Source organism: Streptomyces sp. NPDC091289 (assembly GCF_044757365.1).
Taxonomy (GTDB): Bacteria; Actinomycetota; Actinomycetes; order Streptomycetales; family Streptomycetaceae; genus Streptomyces.
In genome coordinates this window covers 119,596-135,630 of sequence record NZ_JBIVUT010000004.1, presented here as the reverse complement: position 1 = coordinate 135,630, position 16,035 = coordinate 119,596, and the positions used below count along the sequence as shown (strand labels likewise).

The following is a 16,035-nucleotide window of genomic DNA, read 5'->3' as shown; positions in this document are numbered from 1 at the left end:
GAACTGCCCGATGGTGCAACGGCGGCTCCGGAAGAGAGGGATGCCGCCCCCGGAGAGGGCGTCAGATCAGGCCCTGCCGCATCGCGTACGCCACCGCGTGCGAGCGATTACGCAGCTGCAGCCGGGTCATCACCGAATGCAGCACGTTCTTTATCGTGCGCTCGGAGTACGCCAGCTTCGTCGCGATGTCCGCGGTGTCGTACCCCTCGGCGACCAGGCGCAGCACGTCCACCTCACGCGCGGCCAGACCGGTGAAGTGCAGCCCGCGCGGCCCGAGCACCTGGCCCTGCAGCCTGCCGACCTCTTCGAGGAGGCGTCCGAGCAGGTCGGAGGGGAGATGCCCCTCGCCCCGCGCGACCGTGTCGATGACCCGCACCAGATGGTCCGGGGTCGACTCGGACCGCCTGACGACCCCCGCGACCCCGCACTCCGCCGCGCTCACCAGCTTCTGCTCGTCGATGTCCGTGGTCACCAGCACCGTGCGGCAGGTGCTGGTGCGCTGGATGTTGCGCAGGACGCGCAGGACTTCGTCGTCCACCGCGTCCACCACCATGACCACGACCTGGGGCGCCGCCTCGCCGTCGTCCCGGTCGACGACAGTGACCTCGGGGCGGGCTCGTAGCTGACTGGCCACTCCGGCCTGGGAAATCGGGTCCTGCGCACGTAAAACGACAGTGATGCGCTCCATGCGAATGCTCCCCCTGGGCACCAGCCGGAAGCGTCACACAGCAGGCACAAGCTCCACAGCTGTAGTCGTCCGCCCCATCCGTTGTGAGGCGGTCTGAAGATTCCCGTTCTTACTCGCGAGGAAACTGAAAGGTTGCTACGGGCACCGAATCTGCCCGAAAGTGTTCCTCCGTGACCGGTGCCCGCCCCCCGGCCCGGTTCTACGGTCCGCCGTATGAGTCTTACGGCAAGCCTCGACGCGTCGTCCGTCACCGTCGCACCGGGTGAGGAGACGACCCTTCCCCTGCAGATTCTCAACTCCGGCCGGACCGTCGAGGAATACCGCTTCGAGGTGGTCGGCGCGTGTGCCGCCTGGTCGGCGATGGAGCCCGCGGTCCTCTCCCTGTACCCCGGCGACTCCGGAACCGTCTCGCTGGTCATGCGCCCGCCGCGCGACGCGACGGTCCTGGCGGGCGAGACGACGTTCGGGATCCGGGTGATGCCGACCGGCGACCGGGGCGACACGGTGGTGCCCGAGGGCCGGGTGACCGTCCTGCCGTTCACCGAGACGACCGCCGAACTGGTCCCGCGCAGCTCGAACGGCTCACGGAGCGGACGGCACCAGTTCGCCGTCGACAACCGGGGCAACACCCCGGTGACCGTACGGCTCGGAGCACAGCCCGGTACGGAGCAGGCGCGGGTGGTGTTCGCCGCGTCCGAGCTCCGGATCGAGCCGGGGCACGCGGAGTTCGCGAAGCTGCGGGTCCGCCCGGCGAAGCGGATGTGGCGCGGTACGCCGGTGACGCACGCCTTCCAGGTGTTCGCCGCGCCGCAGTCGCCCGAGGGCGAGGAACCGCCGGCCCCGGTCCTGGTGGACGGCTCCTACCAGCAGGAACCGATCCTGCCCCGCTGGCTGCCCCGGGCCCTGCTCACCGCCGCTCTGCTGCTCCTGGTCCTGGTGGGCCTCTGGTACGCGCTGCTGCGCCCGGCGGTGAAGTCCGCGGCTCGGGAGGCGGTCACTCCCGAGGCCGTACGGTCGGCCGCCGCGGCCGAGAAGAGCAAGGCCCCGGAGGAGGGCGGACAGGGCGGCGCGGACTCCGGAGGCGGCGACTCCGCCGGAGCGGGAACGGGCGGCGGTTCGGCCGGCCCCTCTCCGTCACCGGGGGCTTCCGCCCCGGGCGACACCGGTGGCGGCGACGCGGCGTCGGGCGCCCCGACCAGCGCGCAGGCCCGGGTGGAGGACGGGGTGGGCGGCGGCCCGAACACCGGGACGGCCCTGGAGGTACCGGCCGGCCACACCTTCCAGCTCACCGACATCGTGGTGCAGAACCCGCAGGGCGACGCGGGCACGGTCACCGTCACGGCCGGCGAGGACACCCGCGTCCTGAGCCTCGGGCTGGAGAACTTCCGCGATTCCGACTACCACTTCGTGACCCCGATCCTGGTGCCCGCGGGCGGCAAGGTCACGATGACGATCGACTGCCGGCGGGTCGGCAAGCCGGTGGGCGCTCCGGCCCCGTCACGGTGCTCGACCTCGATGTTCCTGGGCGGGACGATGCGCACGGACACGGCAGGCTGACACCCGCGCCCCCGGCCTGACGCGTCGCGCCGGGGGCGTCAGGTCGGGGGACGTCAGGTCGGGGGGCGTCAGGCCGGGGGACGTCAGGCCGGGGGCGTCTCCTCCTCCTCTTCCTCGCCCGCCTTCTTCTCCGTCGCCCGCTGCACGAACGACCCCTGTACGTCGGCGGGTTCCTCGTCCTCGTCCTCCGTGGCCGACCGCTGCACGGCGGGCGCGGAGACGGTGGCGGGAGCGGCCGGGGCCGCCTCCGGCGCGGGGTCGGCCAGGACCCGGTCCGCGTTCGCGACGGCTTCGCGCTCGAACCGGTCCGAGGGGTCGCTGACCCGGATGCCGCCCGGGGCCTCGGTGCCCTCCACCGGGCCGTTGCGCTGCTGGATCACATGGGTCAGCTCATGGGCCAGGGTGGTGCGGCCCTGCGGCGATCCGGGGTCGTAGGCGTCGCGCTGGAACACCACGTTGTTGCCGACGGTGTACGCGTGCGCGCCGACGCCCTTCGCCGACTCGTGCGCGGCGGAGTCGTGGTGGACGCGCACGTCGGAGAAGTCCGCGCCCATCCGGCTCTCCATGTCCGTACGGGTCTCGGTGTCCAGGGGCGAGCCGCCGGAGGAGACCACGTCGTGCACCGGCGACCGCTGCGCCTCGGCCTCTTCCGCCTGCTCGGCGGCGGTGGGCTCCGCGGCCCCGGACCGGGCGCGCTGGACCATCGCCCCGAGTGCGCCATTGCCGGCCGTCCGCTGGAGCAGCCCCATCCCGGCCGCCCCGACCACATCGGCCCGGCCCGCGGCGGCTGCCCGGAAGACGTGGTGGGCCTGCTCGCCGGGCGCCTCCGCGGGGGTTTCGCCGCGCTGTTCATCGCGCTCGTGGGCCTGTTCCCGTCCGGCGCCCACGCCATGTCCGTGGTGCTCGTGGTGTTCCTGCTCGATGTCGTGCGCGTCCATGCTCATCTCCCCTGACCGCACCGTCCTCGGCATTCCACGATTACGGCGCGGCCCCCAGGCCGTCCAGCCCGCGCCCCGGCCGGGCCGGGGCATCCGGAACTGCCTCATCGGGCAGCGCGGCCGCACGGAAGGCGCCCCTCCACTCCCGTCGGCTACTCCCTTCGGCCGACAGGGAAGAGGCCATCGGCGCAGCCCCGGTCGCCGTCGGCCGCCGGGCTGGCGATGATCGGCAGCATGACCACGAGCGACAGCGGCAAGGACATCACCCTGCGGATCGCCCAGAATCCGGAGGCCGACGAGCTCCTCGGCCGCAGCCCGCTGGCCGCTCTGGTCGGCATGCTGCTGGACCAACAGGTGCCGATGGAGTGGGCGTTCACGGGTCCGTACACCCTCGCGGAACGGATGGGCTCCGACGATCTGGACGCGGGGCGGATCGCCTCCTACGACCCGGACGCCTTCACCGAACTGTTCACCGCCAAACCCGCCCTGCACCGCTACCCCGGTTCCATGGCCCAGCGGGTGCAGCAGCTGTGCCAATTCCTGGTGGCGGAGTACGACGGCGACGCGAGCGCGGTGTGGCGGACCGCCGCGACCGGCGAAGAGCTGCTGGAACGGCTCAAGGCGCTGCCCGGCTTCGGCGAACAGAAGGCCAGGATCTTCCTGGCGCTGCTCGGCAAGCAGCTCGGCGTACGGCCGACGGGGTGGCGGGAGGCGGCGGGCCCGTACGGGGAAGCCGGATCGCACCGGTCGGTCGCCGACATCACGGGCCCGGAGTCGCTCGTCGAGGTGCGCGCGTACAAGCAGGAGGCCAAGGCGGCGGCGAAGGCGGCAAAGACAGCGAAGGCGGCAAAAGCGGTGAAGAAGCCCGGGACCTCGCGGAAGAAGTGACGCGGCCATGCGTCGGAACAGGCCGACGCCCCCGGCCGACCGATCAGAATCAGCCACAACGGTTCACAGGCGTCACCCCACTCGCTAACTTTCGCAGCACATTCGTTCAGCCGTTCAGAGATCCAGTCGTTCAGACCGGAAGGACTCCTGTGCACGCAACACGTCGCAGAGCCATGGCTGTCGTGGCCGCCACCGCCCTGGCCACGCCGCTCCTCCTGGCCGCGTCCCCGCACCCCGGACGCCCCGCGCCGCACGACCCCGGGAAGGAAGCAGCCAAGCTGTCACGGGAGTTGGTGAAGAAGGCGTCCGCACGTGACGCCCACCGCCATCTCCGGCAGTTCCAGGCGATAGCCGACTCCACCGAAGGTCACCGCGCCGCCGGCTCGCTGGGCCACGACGCCTCGGCAGCGTACGTCTACCGCCAGCTCCAGCAGGCCGGGTACAAGGTCTCGTACGAGAGCTTCCGCTTCACCTATACGGAGACGCTGGCCGAAAAGCTCTCCGTGGTGACGCCGACGCCCCGCGACGTCACGATCAAGGCCATGACGTACACGCCGTCGACGGAGGAGGGCGGCCTGACGGCAGAGCTCCTCGCCGTGCCCGACGACGAGACCCCGGGCTGCGAGGCCTCCGACTACGCCTCCGCGAACTTCACCGGCAAGATCGCGCTGATCAAGCGCGGCGCCTGCTCCTTCGCCGAGAAGCAGGCGGCCGCCGCCGAGGCGGGCGCGGCCGGAGCGGTCATCTACAACAACGTCGAGGGCGCCCTGTCCGGCACGCTCGGCGAGGTCGCCGCCGGCAAGATCCCGACCGGCGGCCTCACCCAGGAGGAGGGCGAGAAGCTCGCCGCCGACCTCGCGGCCGGCGAGGTCACGGTCTCCTTCGAGATCCGCGAGCTCCAGGAGGACCGCCCCACCCGCAACGTCATCGCCGAGACGCCCGGCGGCAAGGCGGCGCGGACCGTGATGCTCGGCGCCCACCTCGACTCGGTGACCGAGGGCCCCGGCATCAACGACAACGGCTCCGGATCCGCCGGCCTGCTCGAAGTCGCCCTGAAGCTGGCCAAGTCGAAGAGCAGCCCCGCCAACAAGGTGCGGTTCGCCTGGTGGTCGGCCGAGGAGAACGGTCTGATCGGCTCGGAGAAGTACGTCGAGGCGCTCTCCGAGAAGCAGCGCGAGCAGATCCAGCTCTACCTGAACTTCGACATGATCGCCTCGCCGAACGGCGTCCAGTTCGTCTTCGACGGCGACAACTCCGACGAGGTCGGCGAGGGCCCTGGCCCCGAGGGTTCGGCCCAACTGGAGCGTGACATCAACACGTTCCTCGACGGCAAGGGCAAGCCGCACGAGGGTACGGACTTCACCGGCCGCTCGGACTACGGGCCGTTCATCGAGGCCGGCATCCCCTCCGGCGGTACGGACACCGGGGCGGAGGGCATCAAGACGGCGGCCCAGGCCGAGGTGTACGGCGGCGAGGCGGGGATCGCGTACGACCCCTGCTACCACTCGGCCTGCGACGACCTGGACAACATCGACATGGGTCACTTCGACACCAACATCGACGTGATCGCCAACGCCGTCGGGACGTACGCCCACGACCTGCGCTCGCTGACCCGCCCGGTCACCCCTGACACCGGCACCGGCACGCCCGGCAGCGGAGGCAGCGGAGGCGGCCTGCGCGAGGGCCACGGCCGAGTCGCGCGGTAGCGACACCCGCCCTCGGAGCCGTAAGCGCCAGAAGCATGCGTGAAGGAGCCCGGTACACCTCCGTACCGGGCTCCTTCACGTCCACCTGACAACCTGACAACCTGACGACCTGACCTCTGTCCAGGTATCCCGCCCTATTCAGCGCTATACGGCCTTTGCGCGGCCATCGTGGCGCATCACGGTGAGCTTCCCTGGCTGCGCCCGGTGGCCCTTGCCCGGTAGGCTTTCCGTGTGATCTTCAAGCGCATCGGAAATGGGAAGCCATACCCCGACCACGGCCGGGAAAGCACCCGCCAGTGGGCGGACGTCGCGCCGCGTCCGGTTCGCCTGGACCAGCTCGTGACCACCAAGGGCCAGCTGGACCTGGAGACCCTCCTCGCCGAGGACTCCACGTTCTACGGTGACCTGTTCGCGCACGTCGTGAAGTGGCAGGGCGACCTCTACCTGGAGGACGGGCTGCACCGGGCGGTCCGCGCCGCGCTCCAGCAGCGCCAGGTGCTGCACGCCCGCGTCCTCGACCTGGGCTGACCCGCCGCCCCGGCCCCCGCGCGCTCCGCCGCCGAGCCGCCGCGAGGCGCCTGCACACCCCACCGGGGTTCCGCACTCCGCCGAGGCTCCGATTCGGGCCTTTCGGGTGCTTTCACGCTCATCCGGGTGCCATACGTTGATCATTTAGTACGCATCATCACCGGGTCGCACTACGCTGCGTCCATGAGCATGCTCACTCCCCCCGGCATGGGCGGAAAGTACCGCATCACGGGCGACGCCTACCCCCGCATGCGCCGCCCCCGGCACCGCCGCAGGCTCGTCCTCGCGGGCATCGGAGCCGTCGTGGCCCTCGGCCTGGCCGGCTGGGGCACCCTGCAGCTCATCGACGTCTTCACCGGCGGCGACAAGAGCGCCAGCGCGGCCGACCACAAGCGGGACTGCCCCACCCCGAAGCCCTCGGCGGCCCCCGCCAAGGCGCTGCCGAAACCGGCCGCCATCAAGGTCAACGTCTACAACGCGACGACGCGCAGCGGGCTGGCCAAATCCGCCGCCGAGGAGCTCAAGAAACGCGGGTTCACCATCGGCGAGGTGGGAAACGCGTCGAAGGAGTACGACAAGAAGGTGCCCGGCGCGGGCGTGCTGCTCGGCGCACCGACCGCGACGAACGGCAGCTTCACGGTGCTCGGCACCCAGCTGGCGGGCACGGTGCAGAAGACCGACACCCGGAAGACGGGCGAGGTCGACCTGATCCTCGGGGCGAAGTTCAAGGCGTTCAGCACGCCGCAGGAGGCCACCGCGGCGATGGCGGCCCTGACGAAGCCGGCCCCGGCCCCGTCCCCCTCCTGCTGAACCCGCACATCCTGCTGAACCCGCACACGAAAGCGCCCCGCCCCGGCACCGTACGAGACCGTACGGCGCCGGAACGGGGTGCGAATTTCGTGGCCCGGACCTATTCGGCGACCTATTCGGCCGTGCCGTACATCCGGTCGCCCGCGTCCCCGAGGCCCGGCACGATGTAGCCGTGCTCGTTGAGCCGCTCGTCGACGGAGGCGGTGACGACGGTGACCGGGGTCCCGGCCAGCTCGCGCTCCATCACCTCGACGCCCTCGGGCGCGGCGAGGAGGACGACGGCGGTGACATCGTCGGCGCCGCGCTTGATCAGCTCGCGGATGGCCGCGACGAGGGTGCCGCCGGTGGCCAGCATCGGGTCCAGGACGTAGACCTGGCGGCCGGAGAGGTCCTCGGGCATCCGGGTCGCGTACGTCTCCGCCTGGAGCGTCTCCTCGTTGCGGATCATGCCGAGGAAGCCCACCTCGGCGGTCGGCAGCAGCCGCACCATGCCGTCCAGCATGCCGAGGCCGGCGCGCAGGATCGGGACGACGAGGGGCCGGGGGTGCGAGAGCTTCACCCCGGTCGTGGGCGTCACCGGGGTCTCGATGTCGACCAGCTCGGTGCGCACATCCCTGGTGGCCTCGTAGGCGAGGAGGGTGACCAGCTCGTCGGCGAGCCGCCGGAAGGTCGGGGAGTCGGTGCGCTTGTCGCGCAGCGTGGTGAGTTTGTGCGCCACCAGCGGGTGGTCGACAACGTGGATCCGCATGCGTCAACAGTAACCGCGCCGCCCGGCCCTCTGCGCTGGCATCAACCACCTGTTCGGGGGGAAGGTGGGGGCATACGGACCCAGCACTGGGGTGGTGTGTCGATGGCTGACGGGGAACTGCGGCGCAACCCGGCCCCGCGCGGGCCGCGCGACGGGCGCGACGGCGAGGGCGCGGCGGGTGACGTCGAGGACGCGCAGGAGAGTGACGCGGCCCGCCGCCGACGACGCGCCCAGTTCCTCCGTGAGCTCCACGAGGCCAAGCAGCTGCGCGACCGGGTGCAGCCGCGCCGGGCCCGTGCCGCCCGGATGCGCCAGCAGATGCGGATGCGTACTTTCCGCTGGTGAGACCGGTCGACGAGCCCTCCCGCGCCCCCTCCCGTACCACCGGCGCACTCCCTCGCCGATCGGCTCGTCGAAAAGATCGTCAGGGAGAGGGCCGACCAGGCACTCCTGGAACTGATGGCCGACGCAACGGTCGAAGAGGTCTCGCAGCGCGCTTGTTTCTGCCACGATGCCGATTGGGCGGGGCCCAGGGCGGACGGATCACCGTTCGCCCTCCCGTCGGACCGATTCGCCTATGACCAGTGGGAGAGTCACGGTGTACTTCGCCGCACTGCTCGCGCGCACCGAAGACGGGTGGGAAGCGAGCGATACAGAGCTCGACGATGTGGAGACCCTGTCCGATCTGACGGATCTGGCCCGGGAGGCCTCGGTGGACGAGGACACGGTCCTGGTCTACATCGAGCAGGAGGACGCCTGGTTCGGCGTCGTCCGGGTGGACGGTGAGGAGGACCCCCGAATCTACGTCTCGGACGCGTCCGCCGCCGCCCGCTCCTCGTACGGGGAGATCCTGCTCACCGACGAAATGCTCGGCCGCGAACCAGGGGCCGAGGACGAGATCGCCGCTCTGGAGGAGCTCGTCGACCTCGACGGCACCGAGGACGGCGAACCGGAACGGCCCGCCCCCGCGGCCGCCGACCCGGACGACGACGCCCCCGACCCGGACGCCGTGCCGGCGGGGCCGATCGGCGAACTCGGGGTCCTCGCCGACCTCGGGATGTCCGAGAAGGAGCTGCTCACCCTGCAGACCGACGCGCTCGCGGAGATCGCGGAGGCCGTGGGAGCGGCGGAGGTCCTGGAGTCGGTCCGCTAGGCCGGGCCGCCAGGCGTTCCCCCTCTCGCCTCTCTTCCATCTGTCCCGTCCGACTGTCCCGTCCGACATCTGTCCCGTCCGACTGTCCCGTCCGTTAGGGTCCGCGGGTGATCGCACGACCGCCGAACCCCTCACCCGAGCCCGCCCCGGGTCCTGTACGCGTACCCGAGCCCGACCCCGTACGCGACCCCTGGCAGGCCCCGATGCGCCGCGCCCTGGCCGAGGCCGCGCGGGCGGCGTCGGCCGGCGATGTGCCGGTCGGCGCCGTCGTTCTCGGCCCCGACGGCACCGAGCTCGCCGCCGCCCACAACGAGCGCGAGGCCACCGGCGACCCGACCGCGCACGCCGAGATCCTCGCCCTCCGCCGGGCGGCCGAGGCCCACGGCGAGTGGCGCCTGACCGGCTGCACGCTGGTGGTCACCCTGGAGCCCTGCACGATGTGCGCGGGCGCCCTGGTCCAGTCCCGGGTGGACCGGGTCGTCCACGGGGCACGCGACGAGAAGGCCGGCGCGGCCGGCTCCCTCTGGGATGTCGTCCGCGACCGCCGCCTCAACCATCGCCCGGAGGTGATCGGCGGTGTCCTGGAGGACGTGTGCGCCGAGCAGCTGACGGCCTTCTTCCGGGCGCTCTGACCAGGGACGGTCCCGCCGCCCGACGCGCTACGGGCCCGCCGCCGGGAACCGATTTCTGTCCACGCCCCGAAATGGTCTAAGCTCTCTCTCGGTAGCGTGTCCGAGCGGCCGAAGGAGCTCGCCTCGAAAGCGAGTGTGGCGTAACCCGTCACCGTGGGTTCAAATCCCACCGCTACCGCCATCGACGCCCTCCTGAACTGCGGAAACGCAGTTCAGGAGGGCGTTCGCGTACCCGCCGGATGCGGCCCGCCGTCACTTCCGCCAGAACACGTGGTGCGTCATGCCGCTCGGGCTCGGAACGACGTCCAGGTGGTAGCGGTCGAGCAGCTCGTCCGGCGACTCCCACAGGCGCAGGCCGGTCCCCAGCTTCACCGGTGCGACCGCCACGTGCAGGGTGTCGACCAGACCGGCGTCGAGGAACTCACGGATCGTGGTGACTCCGCCGCCGAGCCGGACGTCCTTGTCCCCCGCCGCCTCCCGTGCCCGGTCGAGGACCGTCGCCGGGTCGCCGTCCACGAAGTGGAACGTGGTGTCGGAGAGGGTGATCGACGGGCGCTCGTGATGCGTCATGACGAACACCGGGGTGTGGAAGGGGGGTTCCTCGCCCCACCAGCCCTCCCACTCGTGGTTCTCCCAAGGGCCGCGCTGCGGGCCGAACTTGTTGCGGCCCATGATCTCCGCGCCGATGTTGTGGGCGAAGTCCCGCGTGAAGTAGTCGTCCAGGCCCCGGCTCCCGCCCGGTTCCGTGCGATTCGGCCAGCTCGCCGTCGCCCCGGCCCAGGAGAAGAGCCGCTCGGGGTCGACGTGACCGAACGGCCGCTCCAGCGACTGCTCCTCACCGGCGGCGATGCCGTCGCTGGAGACGGTGAAGTTCTGGACTTTCAGCAGCTGAGTCACGCGCTTCTCCTGCTTCTGTGCGGTCAACGACGGTGGTGAGACTCCCCGGAGGGGGGAAACTCATCGGTCGAGGGCAGAGATCACTTCACTTCACTTCACTTCACTTCACCTCATCACACCGCACCGCGTGCGTTTCAGCGGTCCACGATCCACCATCCACGATCCAGGGGAGTCCTTGTGAGCGATCAGTCCGGCCGAGCGGCCCGTAAGCCGTTCCTGTACGTCGTCGTGTGCGCGGCCGGGGTCGCCCGGGACGTCGACCGGCTGTTCGCCGCCGCGCAGGACGCCGGCTGGGACATGGGCGTCATCGCCACCCCGCAGGGGCTCGGGTTCCTCGACACGGCGGCCGTCGAGGCGCGGACCGGGTATCCGGTCCGCTCCGCCTGGCGCTCCCCCGATGACTCGCGGCCGCTGCCGGACCCGGACGCGATCGTCGTCGCGCCCGCCACGTTCAACACCGTCAACAAGTGGGCGGCCGGGATCGCGGACACCCTGGCCCTCGGCATCCTCTGCGAGGCCTACGGGCTCGGCGTCCCCACCGCCGTCCTCCCGGCCGTGAACTCCGCCCTCGCCGCGCACCCCGCGTACGTCGAGAGTCTGCGGAAGCTGCGCGGCATGGGTGTCCTGGTCAGCAGCCGCACACCGCACACGACCACGTCCAGCCATGCGGCCGCCTTCCCCTGGGAAGAGGCCTGGGAGGAGGCCATGGAGGTGCTCGCTCCCGAGATCTCCGCGCGAACGTCCCGGCGGACCGCGTAATCCCGCGGCGCTGTTCCCGTGCGGCTTCCGGCTACGGCCCCTCGACGGAATTCCGCTGCCCGATAGGGTAATGGCCGGATAAAGAGATCACCAAGTGCGCGCGCACCGCCGCACGTCTCGGGAGGAAGCCATGGGAACCCGCCGTACGTCACTGCCCGGAGTGGGTGCTCAGTACGACTTCACGACCGAGACGGGGCAGCACATTTCGGTCGTCGTCCACCACGACGGTCGCCGGTTCATCGGGTTCTACGAACAGGACGACCCTGATTCGTGCCAACTCTCCGTCCCCCTGACGACGTCCGAGGCCACCGCGCTCGCCCACCTCATCGATCCGGCGCCCATCGACGCCGTACGGACCGAGGGCATCGACCTCGTCACCGAGCACATCCCGCTCGGGTCCCGATCCCCGTACGGCGGGCGGCTGCTGGGGGAGACGCGGGCGCGGACGCGGACCGGGGCGTCCATCGTGGCGGTGCTGCGCACCCACAGCGCGCACCCGTCGCCGGAACCGGATTTTCGACTGGCCATCGGGGACACACTCGTCGCCGTCGGTACGCGTGAGGGCGTCGACGCGCTCTCCGAGATCATTGCGGAGGGCTGACCGTGCATGACACGACTGCATTGCTGGTGGAGCTGGGGGCCGTCATCCTCGGGCTGGGGCTCGTGGGACGGTTCGCCGGGCGGATCGGGCTCTCCCCCATCCCGCTCTACCTCCTCGCCGGGCTGGCGTTCGGACACGGCGGGCTGATCCCGCTCGACGCCAGCGAGGAATTCACCATGGTGGGCGCCGAGATCGGCGTCATCCTGCTGCTTCTGCTGCTGGGTCTCGAATACAGCGCGTCCGAGCTGGTCACCAGTCTCAAGACGCAATACCCGTCCGGTGCCGTGGACTTCGCGCTCAACGCCATTCCCGGCGCCGTCGCCGCGCTGATCCTCGGCTGGGGTCCCGTCGGCGCGGTCGCGCTCGCCGGTGTCACCTGGATCTCCTCGTCCGGGGTGATCGCCAAGGTCATGACCGACCTCGGCCGGCTCGGTAACCGTGAGACACCCGTCATCCTCGGCGTCCTCGTCATGGAGGACCTGGCGATGGCGGTGTACCTGCCGCTGCTCACCGCCATGCTCGCCGGCGTCAGCCTGGCCGGCGGCAGCCTCGCGCTCGTGATCGCGCTCGGGGCCGTCGGGCTCGTCCTCTACCTGGCGCTCCGCCACGGCCGTCTGATCAGCCGCGCGGTCTCCTCCGACAACCCGGAGATGCTGCTCCTGGTCGTCCTCGGCCTGACCGTCCTGGTCGCCGGTGTCGCCCAGCAGCTCCAGGTGTCCGCGGCCGTCGGCGCGTTCCTCGTCGGCATCGCGCTCTCCGGCGAGGTCGCCGAGGGCGCCCGCAAGCTGCTCACGCCGCTGCGGGACCTGTTCGCCGCCGTGTTCTTCGTCTTCTTCGGGCTCTCCACGAACCCGGCCGACATCCCGCCGGTGCTGCTGCCCGCGGCCCTGCTCGCCATCATCACCACCTTCACCAAGATCGCCACCGGCTACTACGCGGCCCGGCGCGCCGGAGTCGGCTCGCCCGGGCGCTGGCGGGCGGGCGGCACCCTCGTGGCGCGCGGTGAGTTCTCCATCGTCATCGCCGGTCTGGCCGTGGCCACCGAGCCGCGCATCGGCCCCATCGCCACCGCGTACGTCCTGATCCTCGTCATCGTCGGCCCGCTCACCGCCCGGTGGACGCAGCCCCTCGCCGCGAAGATCGAGGCCCGTCGTGGCGGCGGCAAGGACGCGAGCGGTGCGGCGGAGAAGGAGCCCATCGCGAAGTCCGCCCCCGAGCGCCGGCGCCCGGAGCACGACGACCTCACCCCGGAGCCGGCCGGCGAGACGCGCGAGTAGCCGCGCACCTGCCATCGCTCACGGGTTACGTCACTGCGAAGCCCCCGGACACCCAGTCGTGTCCGGGGGCTTCGTCGTGGCACGGGTCAGTGCGCGATGCCGTCGATCAGCTCCCGCGCTCCCTGGCGCAGCAGCGCCACCGCGACCGACGTGCCCAGGGTCGCCGGGTCCAGGGGCCCCGCCCACTCGTGCGCGTTCAGCACGGTCTTGCCGTCGGGCGTGAACACCTTCGCCCGCAGCGAGAGATCGCCGTTCCGCTCGACCTGCGCGTACCCGGCGATCGGGCTGTTGCAGTGGCCCTGCAGCACATGGAGGAACATCCGCTCGGCGGTCGTCTCGCGGTGGGCCGCCGGGTCGCCGAGGCCGCTCACGAGGTCGATGACGGCGTCGTCGCCCTCGCGGCACTGGAGGGCGAGGACCCCCGCGCCGATCGGCGGGCACATCACCTCGGGCGACAGGATCGCGGTGATCACGTCCGTACGGTCGATGCGCTCCAGGCCGGACACCGCCAGGAGCAGCGCGTCGGCCTCGCCGGCCGCCAGCTTCTCCAGCCGGCGGTTGGCGTTGCCGCGCATCGGTACGCAGTCGAGGTGCGGGTGCGACGCGGCGAGCTGCGCGGAGCGGCGTACGGACGAGGTGCCGATCCGGGTCCCGGGCGGCAGTTCGTCGAGGGTCAGCCCGCCGGGGTGGATCAGGGCGTCGCGGATGTCGTCGCGCCGGAGGAAGGCGGCGAAGACCGTGCCGGCGGGCAGGGGCCGGTCCGCCGGGATGTCCTTGACGCAGTGCACCGCCAGGTCCGCCTCCCCGGCGAGGAGCGCTTGGTCGACCTCCTTGGTGAACGCGCCCTTGCCCTCGACGGCGCTGAGGTCGCCCATCCACTTGTCGCCGGTCGTCCTGACCGGGACGACCTCGGTACGGATGCCGGGGCGGGATTCGGCCAACTCGGCGCGCACGCGCTCGACCTGGGCGAGCGCCATGGGGGAGTCACGGGACACGATACGGATCAGATCGGCGGACATGGCATCCACGATAGAGGCTCGGAGGCGGGTTACGCCGACCGGACCCGGCCACCATCTCCGGTTTCTGCAAAGGGTGTTGGGTATCGGTCACCTGTACGGGACGACATCCGTCCGGTCGTTCTCCGGGGGAGGGTGGAGCCGTCCGAATCCAGCGCCCTGGAGTTCGCCGACTGCTAATCTCTACACGTTTGTAGAGATGCTCGACGTAGCTCGACGTAGGGAGATGTCATGGCTCTGTGGGATCGCATCAAGGAATCCGCGTCGTCGATGCAGACGCAGTTGGAGGCGAAGAAGAACGAGCTGAAGTCGGGCTCGTTCCGGGACGCGAGCATGGCCATGTGCGCTCTGGTCGCCGCCGCCGACGGTTCCGTCGACCCGGCCGAGCGCCAGCGTGTCGCGTCGCTCATCGCGAGCAACGACGTCCTGAAGAACTTCCCCGCGGACGACCTGCAGCGGCGCTTCAACACGTATGTCGACCAGCTCACCGCCGACTTCGCCCTCGGCAAGGTCAGTGTGCTCCAGGAGGTCGCCAAGGCGAAGAAGAAGCCGGCCGAGGCGCGTGCCGTGGTCCAGATCGGCATCGTCATCGGCGGCGCCGACGGTGACTTCGACGCCACCGAGCAGGCCGTCGTCCGCGAGGCGTGCTTCGCACTCGACCTGCCGCCGCACGAGTTCGACCTGTAGAGAGCGCGTAACACCCGGGCCGGCCGGGGCGTGTCACAGCTCCTTGGCCGGCCAGTCCAGCAGCCGGGCCCCGATGACCGCCGTCTGCAGGCTGTAGCGGTGCATCGGGTCCGAGGGGTCCGACCCGGTCAACTGGTGGATGCGCTCCAGGCGGTAGGTCAGCGCCCGTACGCTCAGCGCCAGCCGGCGGGCGGTCTCGGCGGCGACACAGCCCGCGTCGAAGTAGACCGCCAGCGTGTTCAGCAGCGGCTCCGCGCCGCCCCTCGCCTTCTGTAGCGGGCCCAGCTCGCTGCGCACCAGATCGGCCATCGCCTGCCGGTCCCGGGTCAGCACCGGATAGACCATCAGGTCCGAGGCGTACAGCACGGGGTCGTCCATCCCCATCCGGTCCGCCAGATCGAGGGCTTCGAGCGCCTCGTCGTACGAGTGGACCACCCCGCCCGGGCCCTTGTGCGGGCGGCCGACCGCGACCCGGCCGCCGTCCGTCGCCGCGTGCGCCTGCTTGGCGAAGTAGCGCAGGACGTCGGGCTGGCTGCCCGGGGCGATGCAGACGATCCGGCCGTCCTTCGTCGTCAGCAGGATCTTGCGGCCGCTGAACCGCGTCAGCAGCGCCGTCTCCACACTGCGCGGCACCGCGTCCGTCTCCGTGTACGCCTCCGGGCCCGACGCCACCGCGACCGCGTGCGCCCGGGAAAGCCGCAGGCCGAAGCGGGCCGCCCGCTCCGCGAGGCGGACCAGATCGCTGCGCCCGTAGAGCAGATCGTCGATGAACTCCCGGCGCGCCGCCTCCTCCCGGCGTACGGTGAGCCGCTGGGCGCGCTCGAAGCCCTCGGCGAACGCGTCGACCGCCTGTTCCATCGCGGCCAGGACGGCGTCGGCCACGGCAGGGGAGTTTCCGGCAGCGGCGCGCGGCCAGGCCTCACGGGTCTTTGCCAGATGCATCGTCACCAGGGCACGCAGCTGATGGCCCGCGTCCGCCGCCGCACGTCCCAGCGCGCGGCGCTCCTCCAGTTCGTTACGAGTCAGGCGCCGGCCGGTCAGGGCGACTTCGCCCAGAATATCGGCATAATTGCCCAGCATTTCCTCGGGAATCCTCGGCTCGGCCACGCACTCTCCTTCAGCCTTGCAACAGTCCTGTCATTTCCCCAAC

Annotated in this window: 18 protein-coding genes and 1 tRNA gene; 13 read left to right on the top strand and 6 right to left on the bottom strand. The window is 71.2% G+C overall.

Translation table 11 applies throughout. The features are described from left to right. Positions 1-61 precede the first annotated feature (61 nt). Positions 62-688 (bottom strand): response regulator transcription factor, encoded by a 627-nt coding sequence (locus tag ACIQPT_RS06440; RefSeq protein ID WP_401153245.1) that lies wholly within the window; start codon positions 686-688, stop codon positions 62-64. Positions 689-901: 213 nt separating this feature from the next. On the opposite strand from ACIQPT_RS06440, the gene ACIQPT_RS06435 reads away from it, so the two are divergent. Continuing rightward, positions 902-2,245 carry a hypothetical protein gene (locus ACIQPT_RS06435; RefSeq protein ID WP_401153243.1) on the top strand — a complete coding sequence of 448 codons (1,344 nt, stop codon included), beginning with the start codon at positions 902-904 and terminating at the stop codon, positions 2,243-2,245. 83 nt (positions 2,246-2,328) lie between these two features. Here the strand turns inward: ACIQPT_RS06435 and ACIQPT_RS06430 are convergent, their stop codons facing one another. Next, complete coding sequence (locus ACIQPT_RS06430; protein WP_401153242.1) at positions 2,329-3,183, bottom strand: DUF4157 domain-containing protein; 855 nt, start codon at positions 3,181-3,183, stop codon at positions 2,329-2,331. Between the two features lie 234 nt (positions 3,184-3,417). Here ACIQPT_RS06430 and ACIQPT_RS06425 point away from each other — a divergent pair, with 234 nt between their 5' ends. From ACIQPT_RS06425 to ACIQPT_RS06410, 4 genes are all read left to right on the top strand, one after another. Continuing rightward, positions 3,418-4,071, top strand: a complete 654-nt coding sequence (locus ACIQPT_RS06425; protein ID WP_401153240.1) for an HhH-GPD-type base excision DNA repair protein — start codon at positions 3,418-3,420, stop codon at positions 4,069-4,071. 173 nt (positions 4,072-4,244) lie between these two features. Further along, positions 4,245-5,777, top strand: coding sequence for a M28 family metallopeptidase (locus tag ACIQPT_RS06420; protein ID WP_401153238.1), 1,533 nt, complete (start codon positions 4,245-4,247; stop codon positions 5,775-5,777). Between the two features lie 231 nt (positions 5,778-6,008). Further along, complete coding sequence (locus tag ACIQPT_RS06415; protein ID WP_003967677.1) at positions 6,009-6,305, top strand: type II toxin-antitoxin system VapB family antitoxin; 297 nt, start codon at positions 6,009-6,011, stop codon at positions 6,303-6,305. A gap of 207 nt (positions 6,306-6,512) precedes the next feature. Continuing rightward, complete coding sequence (locus tag ACIQPT_RS06410; protein WP_401153548.1) at positions 6,513-7,115, top strand: LytR C-terminal domain-containing protein; 603 nt, start codon at positions 6,513-6,515, stop codon at positions 7,113-7,115. Between the two features lie 112 nt (positions 7,116-7,227). Here ACIQPT_RS06410 and upp read toward each other — a convergent pair whose 3' ends face one another. Further along, a complete protein-coding gene (gene upp / locus ACIQPT_RS06405) occupies positions 7,228-7,863 on the bottom strand; it encodes a uracil phosphoribosyltransferase (RefSeq protein ID WP_401153237.1) in 636 nt (211 codons plus the stop codon). A gap of 102 nt (positions 7,864-7,965) precedes the next feature. Here upp and ACIQPT_RS06400 point away from each other — a divergent pair, with 102 nt between their 5' ends. From ACIQPT_RS06400 to ACIQPT_RS06385, 4 genes are all read left to right on the top strand, one after another. Then, complete coding sequence (locus tag ACIQPT_RS06400) at positions 7,966-8,208, top strand: hypothetical protein (protein WP_401153235.1); 243 nt, start codon at positions 7,966-7,968, stop codon at positions 8,206-8,208. Positions 8,209-8,461: 253 nt separating this feature from the next. Continuing rightward, positions 8,462-9,016, top strand: a complete 555-nt coding sequence (locus ACIQPT_RS06395; RefSeq protein WP_401153546.1) for a hypothetical protein — start codon at positions 8,462-8,464, stop codon at positions 9,014-9,016. A gap of 203 nt (positions 9,017-9,219) precedes the next feature. Continuing rightward, positions 9,220-9,648 (top strand): tRNA adenosine(34) deaminase TadA, encoded by a 429-nt coding sequence (tadA, locus tag ACIQPT_RS06390; protein WP_401153544.1) that lies wholly within the window; start codon positions 9,220-9,222, stop codon positions 9,646-9,648. A gap of 90 nt (positions 9,649-9,738) precedes the next feature. Further along, a tRNA-Ser gene (locus ACIQPT_RS06385) sits at positions 9,739-9,829 on the top strand. Between the two features lie 71 nt (positions 9,830-9,900). Here the strand turns inward: ACIQPT_RS06385 and ACIQPT_RS06380 are convergent. Then, the gene (locus ACIQPT_RS06380; protein WP_401153233.1) at positions 9,901-10,545 is read right to left on the bottom strand and encodes a dihydrofolate reductase family protein; all 645 of its coding nucleotides are present in this window, start codon (positions 10,543-10,545) and stop codon (positions 9,901-9,903) included. A gap of 177 nt (positions 10,546-10,722) precedes the next feature. Here ACIQPT_RS06380 and ACIQPT_RS06375 point away from each other — a divergent pair, with 177 nt between their 5' ends. The 3 genes from ACIQPT_RS06375 to ACIQPT_RS06365 all read left to right on the top strand — a co-directional run bounded on the left by ACIQPT_RS06375 (position 10,723) and on the right by ACIQPT_RS06365 (position 13,182). Beyond that, the gene (locus ACIQPT_RS06375; protein ID WP_401153232.1) at positions 10,723-11,304 is read left to right on the top strand and encodes a flavoprotein; all 582 of its coding nucleotides are present in this window, start codon (positions 10,723-10,725) and stop codon (positions 11,302-11,304) included. A gap of 130 nt (positions 11,305-11,434) precedes the next feature. Further along, positions 11,435-11,905 carry a cation:proton antiporter regulatory subunit gene (locus ACIQPT_RS06370; RefSeq protein WP_006125863.1) on the top strand — a complete coding sequence of 157 codons (471 nt, stop codon included), beginning with the start codon at positions 11,435-11,437 and terminating at the stop codon, positions 11,903-11,905. 2 nt (positions 11,906-11,907) lie between these two features. Continuing rightward, a complete protein-coding gene (locus ACIQPT_RS06365; protein ID WP_401153231.1) occupies positions 11,908-13,182 on the top strand; it encodes a cation:proton antiporter in 1,275 nt (424 codons plus the stop codon). A gap of 86 nt (positions 13,183-13,268) precedes the next feature. On the opposite strand, the gene hemC is transcribed toward ACIQPT_RS06365, so the two are convergent. Continuing rightward, positions 13,269-14,201, bottom strand: coding sequence for a hydroxymethylbilane synthase (gene hemC / locus ACIQPT_RS06360; RefSeq protein ID WP_401153229.1), 933 nt, complete (start codon positions 14,199-14,201; stop codon positions 13,269-13,271). A 228-nt stretch (positions 14,202-14,429) separates the two neighbouring features. Between hemC and ACIQPT_RS06355 the strand changes: the two genes are divergently transcribed. After that, positions 14,430-14,885 (top strand): tellurite resistance TerB family protein, encoded by a 456-nt coding sequence (locus ACIQPT_RS06355; RefSeq protein WP_401153227.1) that lies wholly within the window; start codon positions 14,430-14,432, stop codon positions 14,883-14,885. A 33-nt stretch (positions 14,886-14,918) separates the two neighbouring features. Here ACIQPT_RS06355 and ACIQPT_RS06350 read toward each other — a convergent pair whose 3' ends face one another. Next, positions 14,919-15,992 carry a PucR family transcriptional regulator gene (locus ACIQPT_RS06350; protein ID WP_401153225.1) on the bottom strand — a complete coding sequence of 358 codons (1,074 nt, stop codon included), beginning with the start codon at positions 15,990-15,992 and terminating at the stop codon, positions 14,919-14,921. Positions 15,993-16,035 lie beyond the last annotated feature (43 nt).

Bases quoted from the DNA above. Each gene is read 5' to 3' on its own strand.
- ACIQPT_RS06355 (WP_401153227.1), top strand. From the start codon at position 14,430: ATGGCTCTGTGGGATCGCATCAAGGAATCCGCGTCGTCGATGCAGACG.
- ACIQPT_RS06430 (WP_401153242.1), bottom strand. From the start codon at position 3,183: ATGGACGCGCACGACATCGAGCAGGAACACCACGAGCACCACGGACAT.
- hemC (WP_401153229.1), bottom strand. From the start codon at position 14,201: ATGTCCGCCGATCTGATCCGTATCGTGTCCCGTGACTCCCCCATGGCG.
- ACIQPT_RS06440 (WP_401153245.1), bottom strand. From the start codon at position 688: ATGGAGCGCATCACTGTCGTTTTACGTGCGCAGGACCCGATTTCCCAG.
- ACIQPT_RS06435 (WP_401153243.1), top strand. From the start codon at position 902: ATGAGTCTTACGGCAAGCCTCGACGCGTCGTCCGTCACCGTCGCACCG.
- ACIQPT_RS06370 (WP_006125863.1), top strand. From the start codon at position 11,435: ATGGGAACCCGCCGTACGTCACTGCCCGGAGTGGGTGCTCAGTACGAC.
- ACIQPT_RS06420 (WP_401153238.1), top strand. From the start codon at position 4,245: ATGGCTGTCGTGGCCGCCACCGCCCTGGCCACGCCGCTCCTCCTGGCC.
- upp (WP_401153237.1), bottom strand. From the start codon at position 7,863: ATGCGGATCCACGTTGTCGACCACCCGCTGGTGGCGCACAAACTCACC.
- ACIQPT_RS06425 (WP_401153240.1), top strand. From the start codon at position 3,418: ATGACCACGAGCGACAGCGGCAAGGACATCACCCTGCGGATCGCCCAG.
- ACIQPT_RS06410 (WP_401153548.1), top strand. From the start codon at position 6,513: ATGGGCGGAAAGTACCGCATCACGGGCGACGCCTACCCCCGCATGCGC.
- tadA (WP_401153544.1), top strand. From the start codon at position 9,220: ATGCGCCGCGCCCTGGCCGAGGCCGCGCGGGCGGCGTCGGCCGGCGAT.
- ACIQPT_RS06400 (WP_401153235.1), top strand. From the start codon at position 7,966: ATGGCTGACGGGGAACTGCGGCGCAACCCGGCCCCGCGCGGGCCGCGC.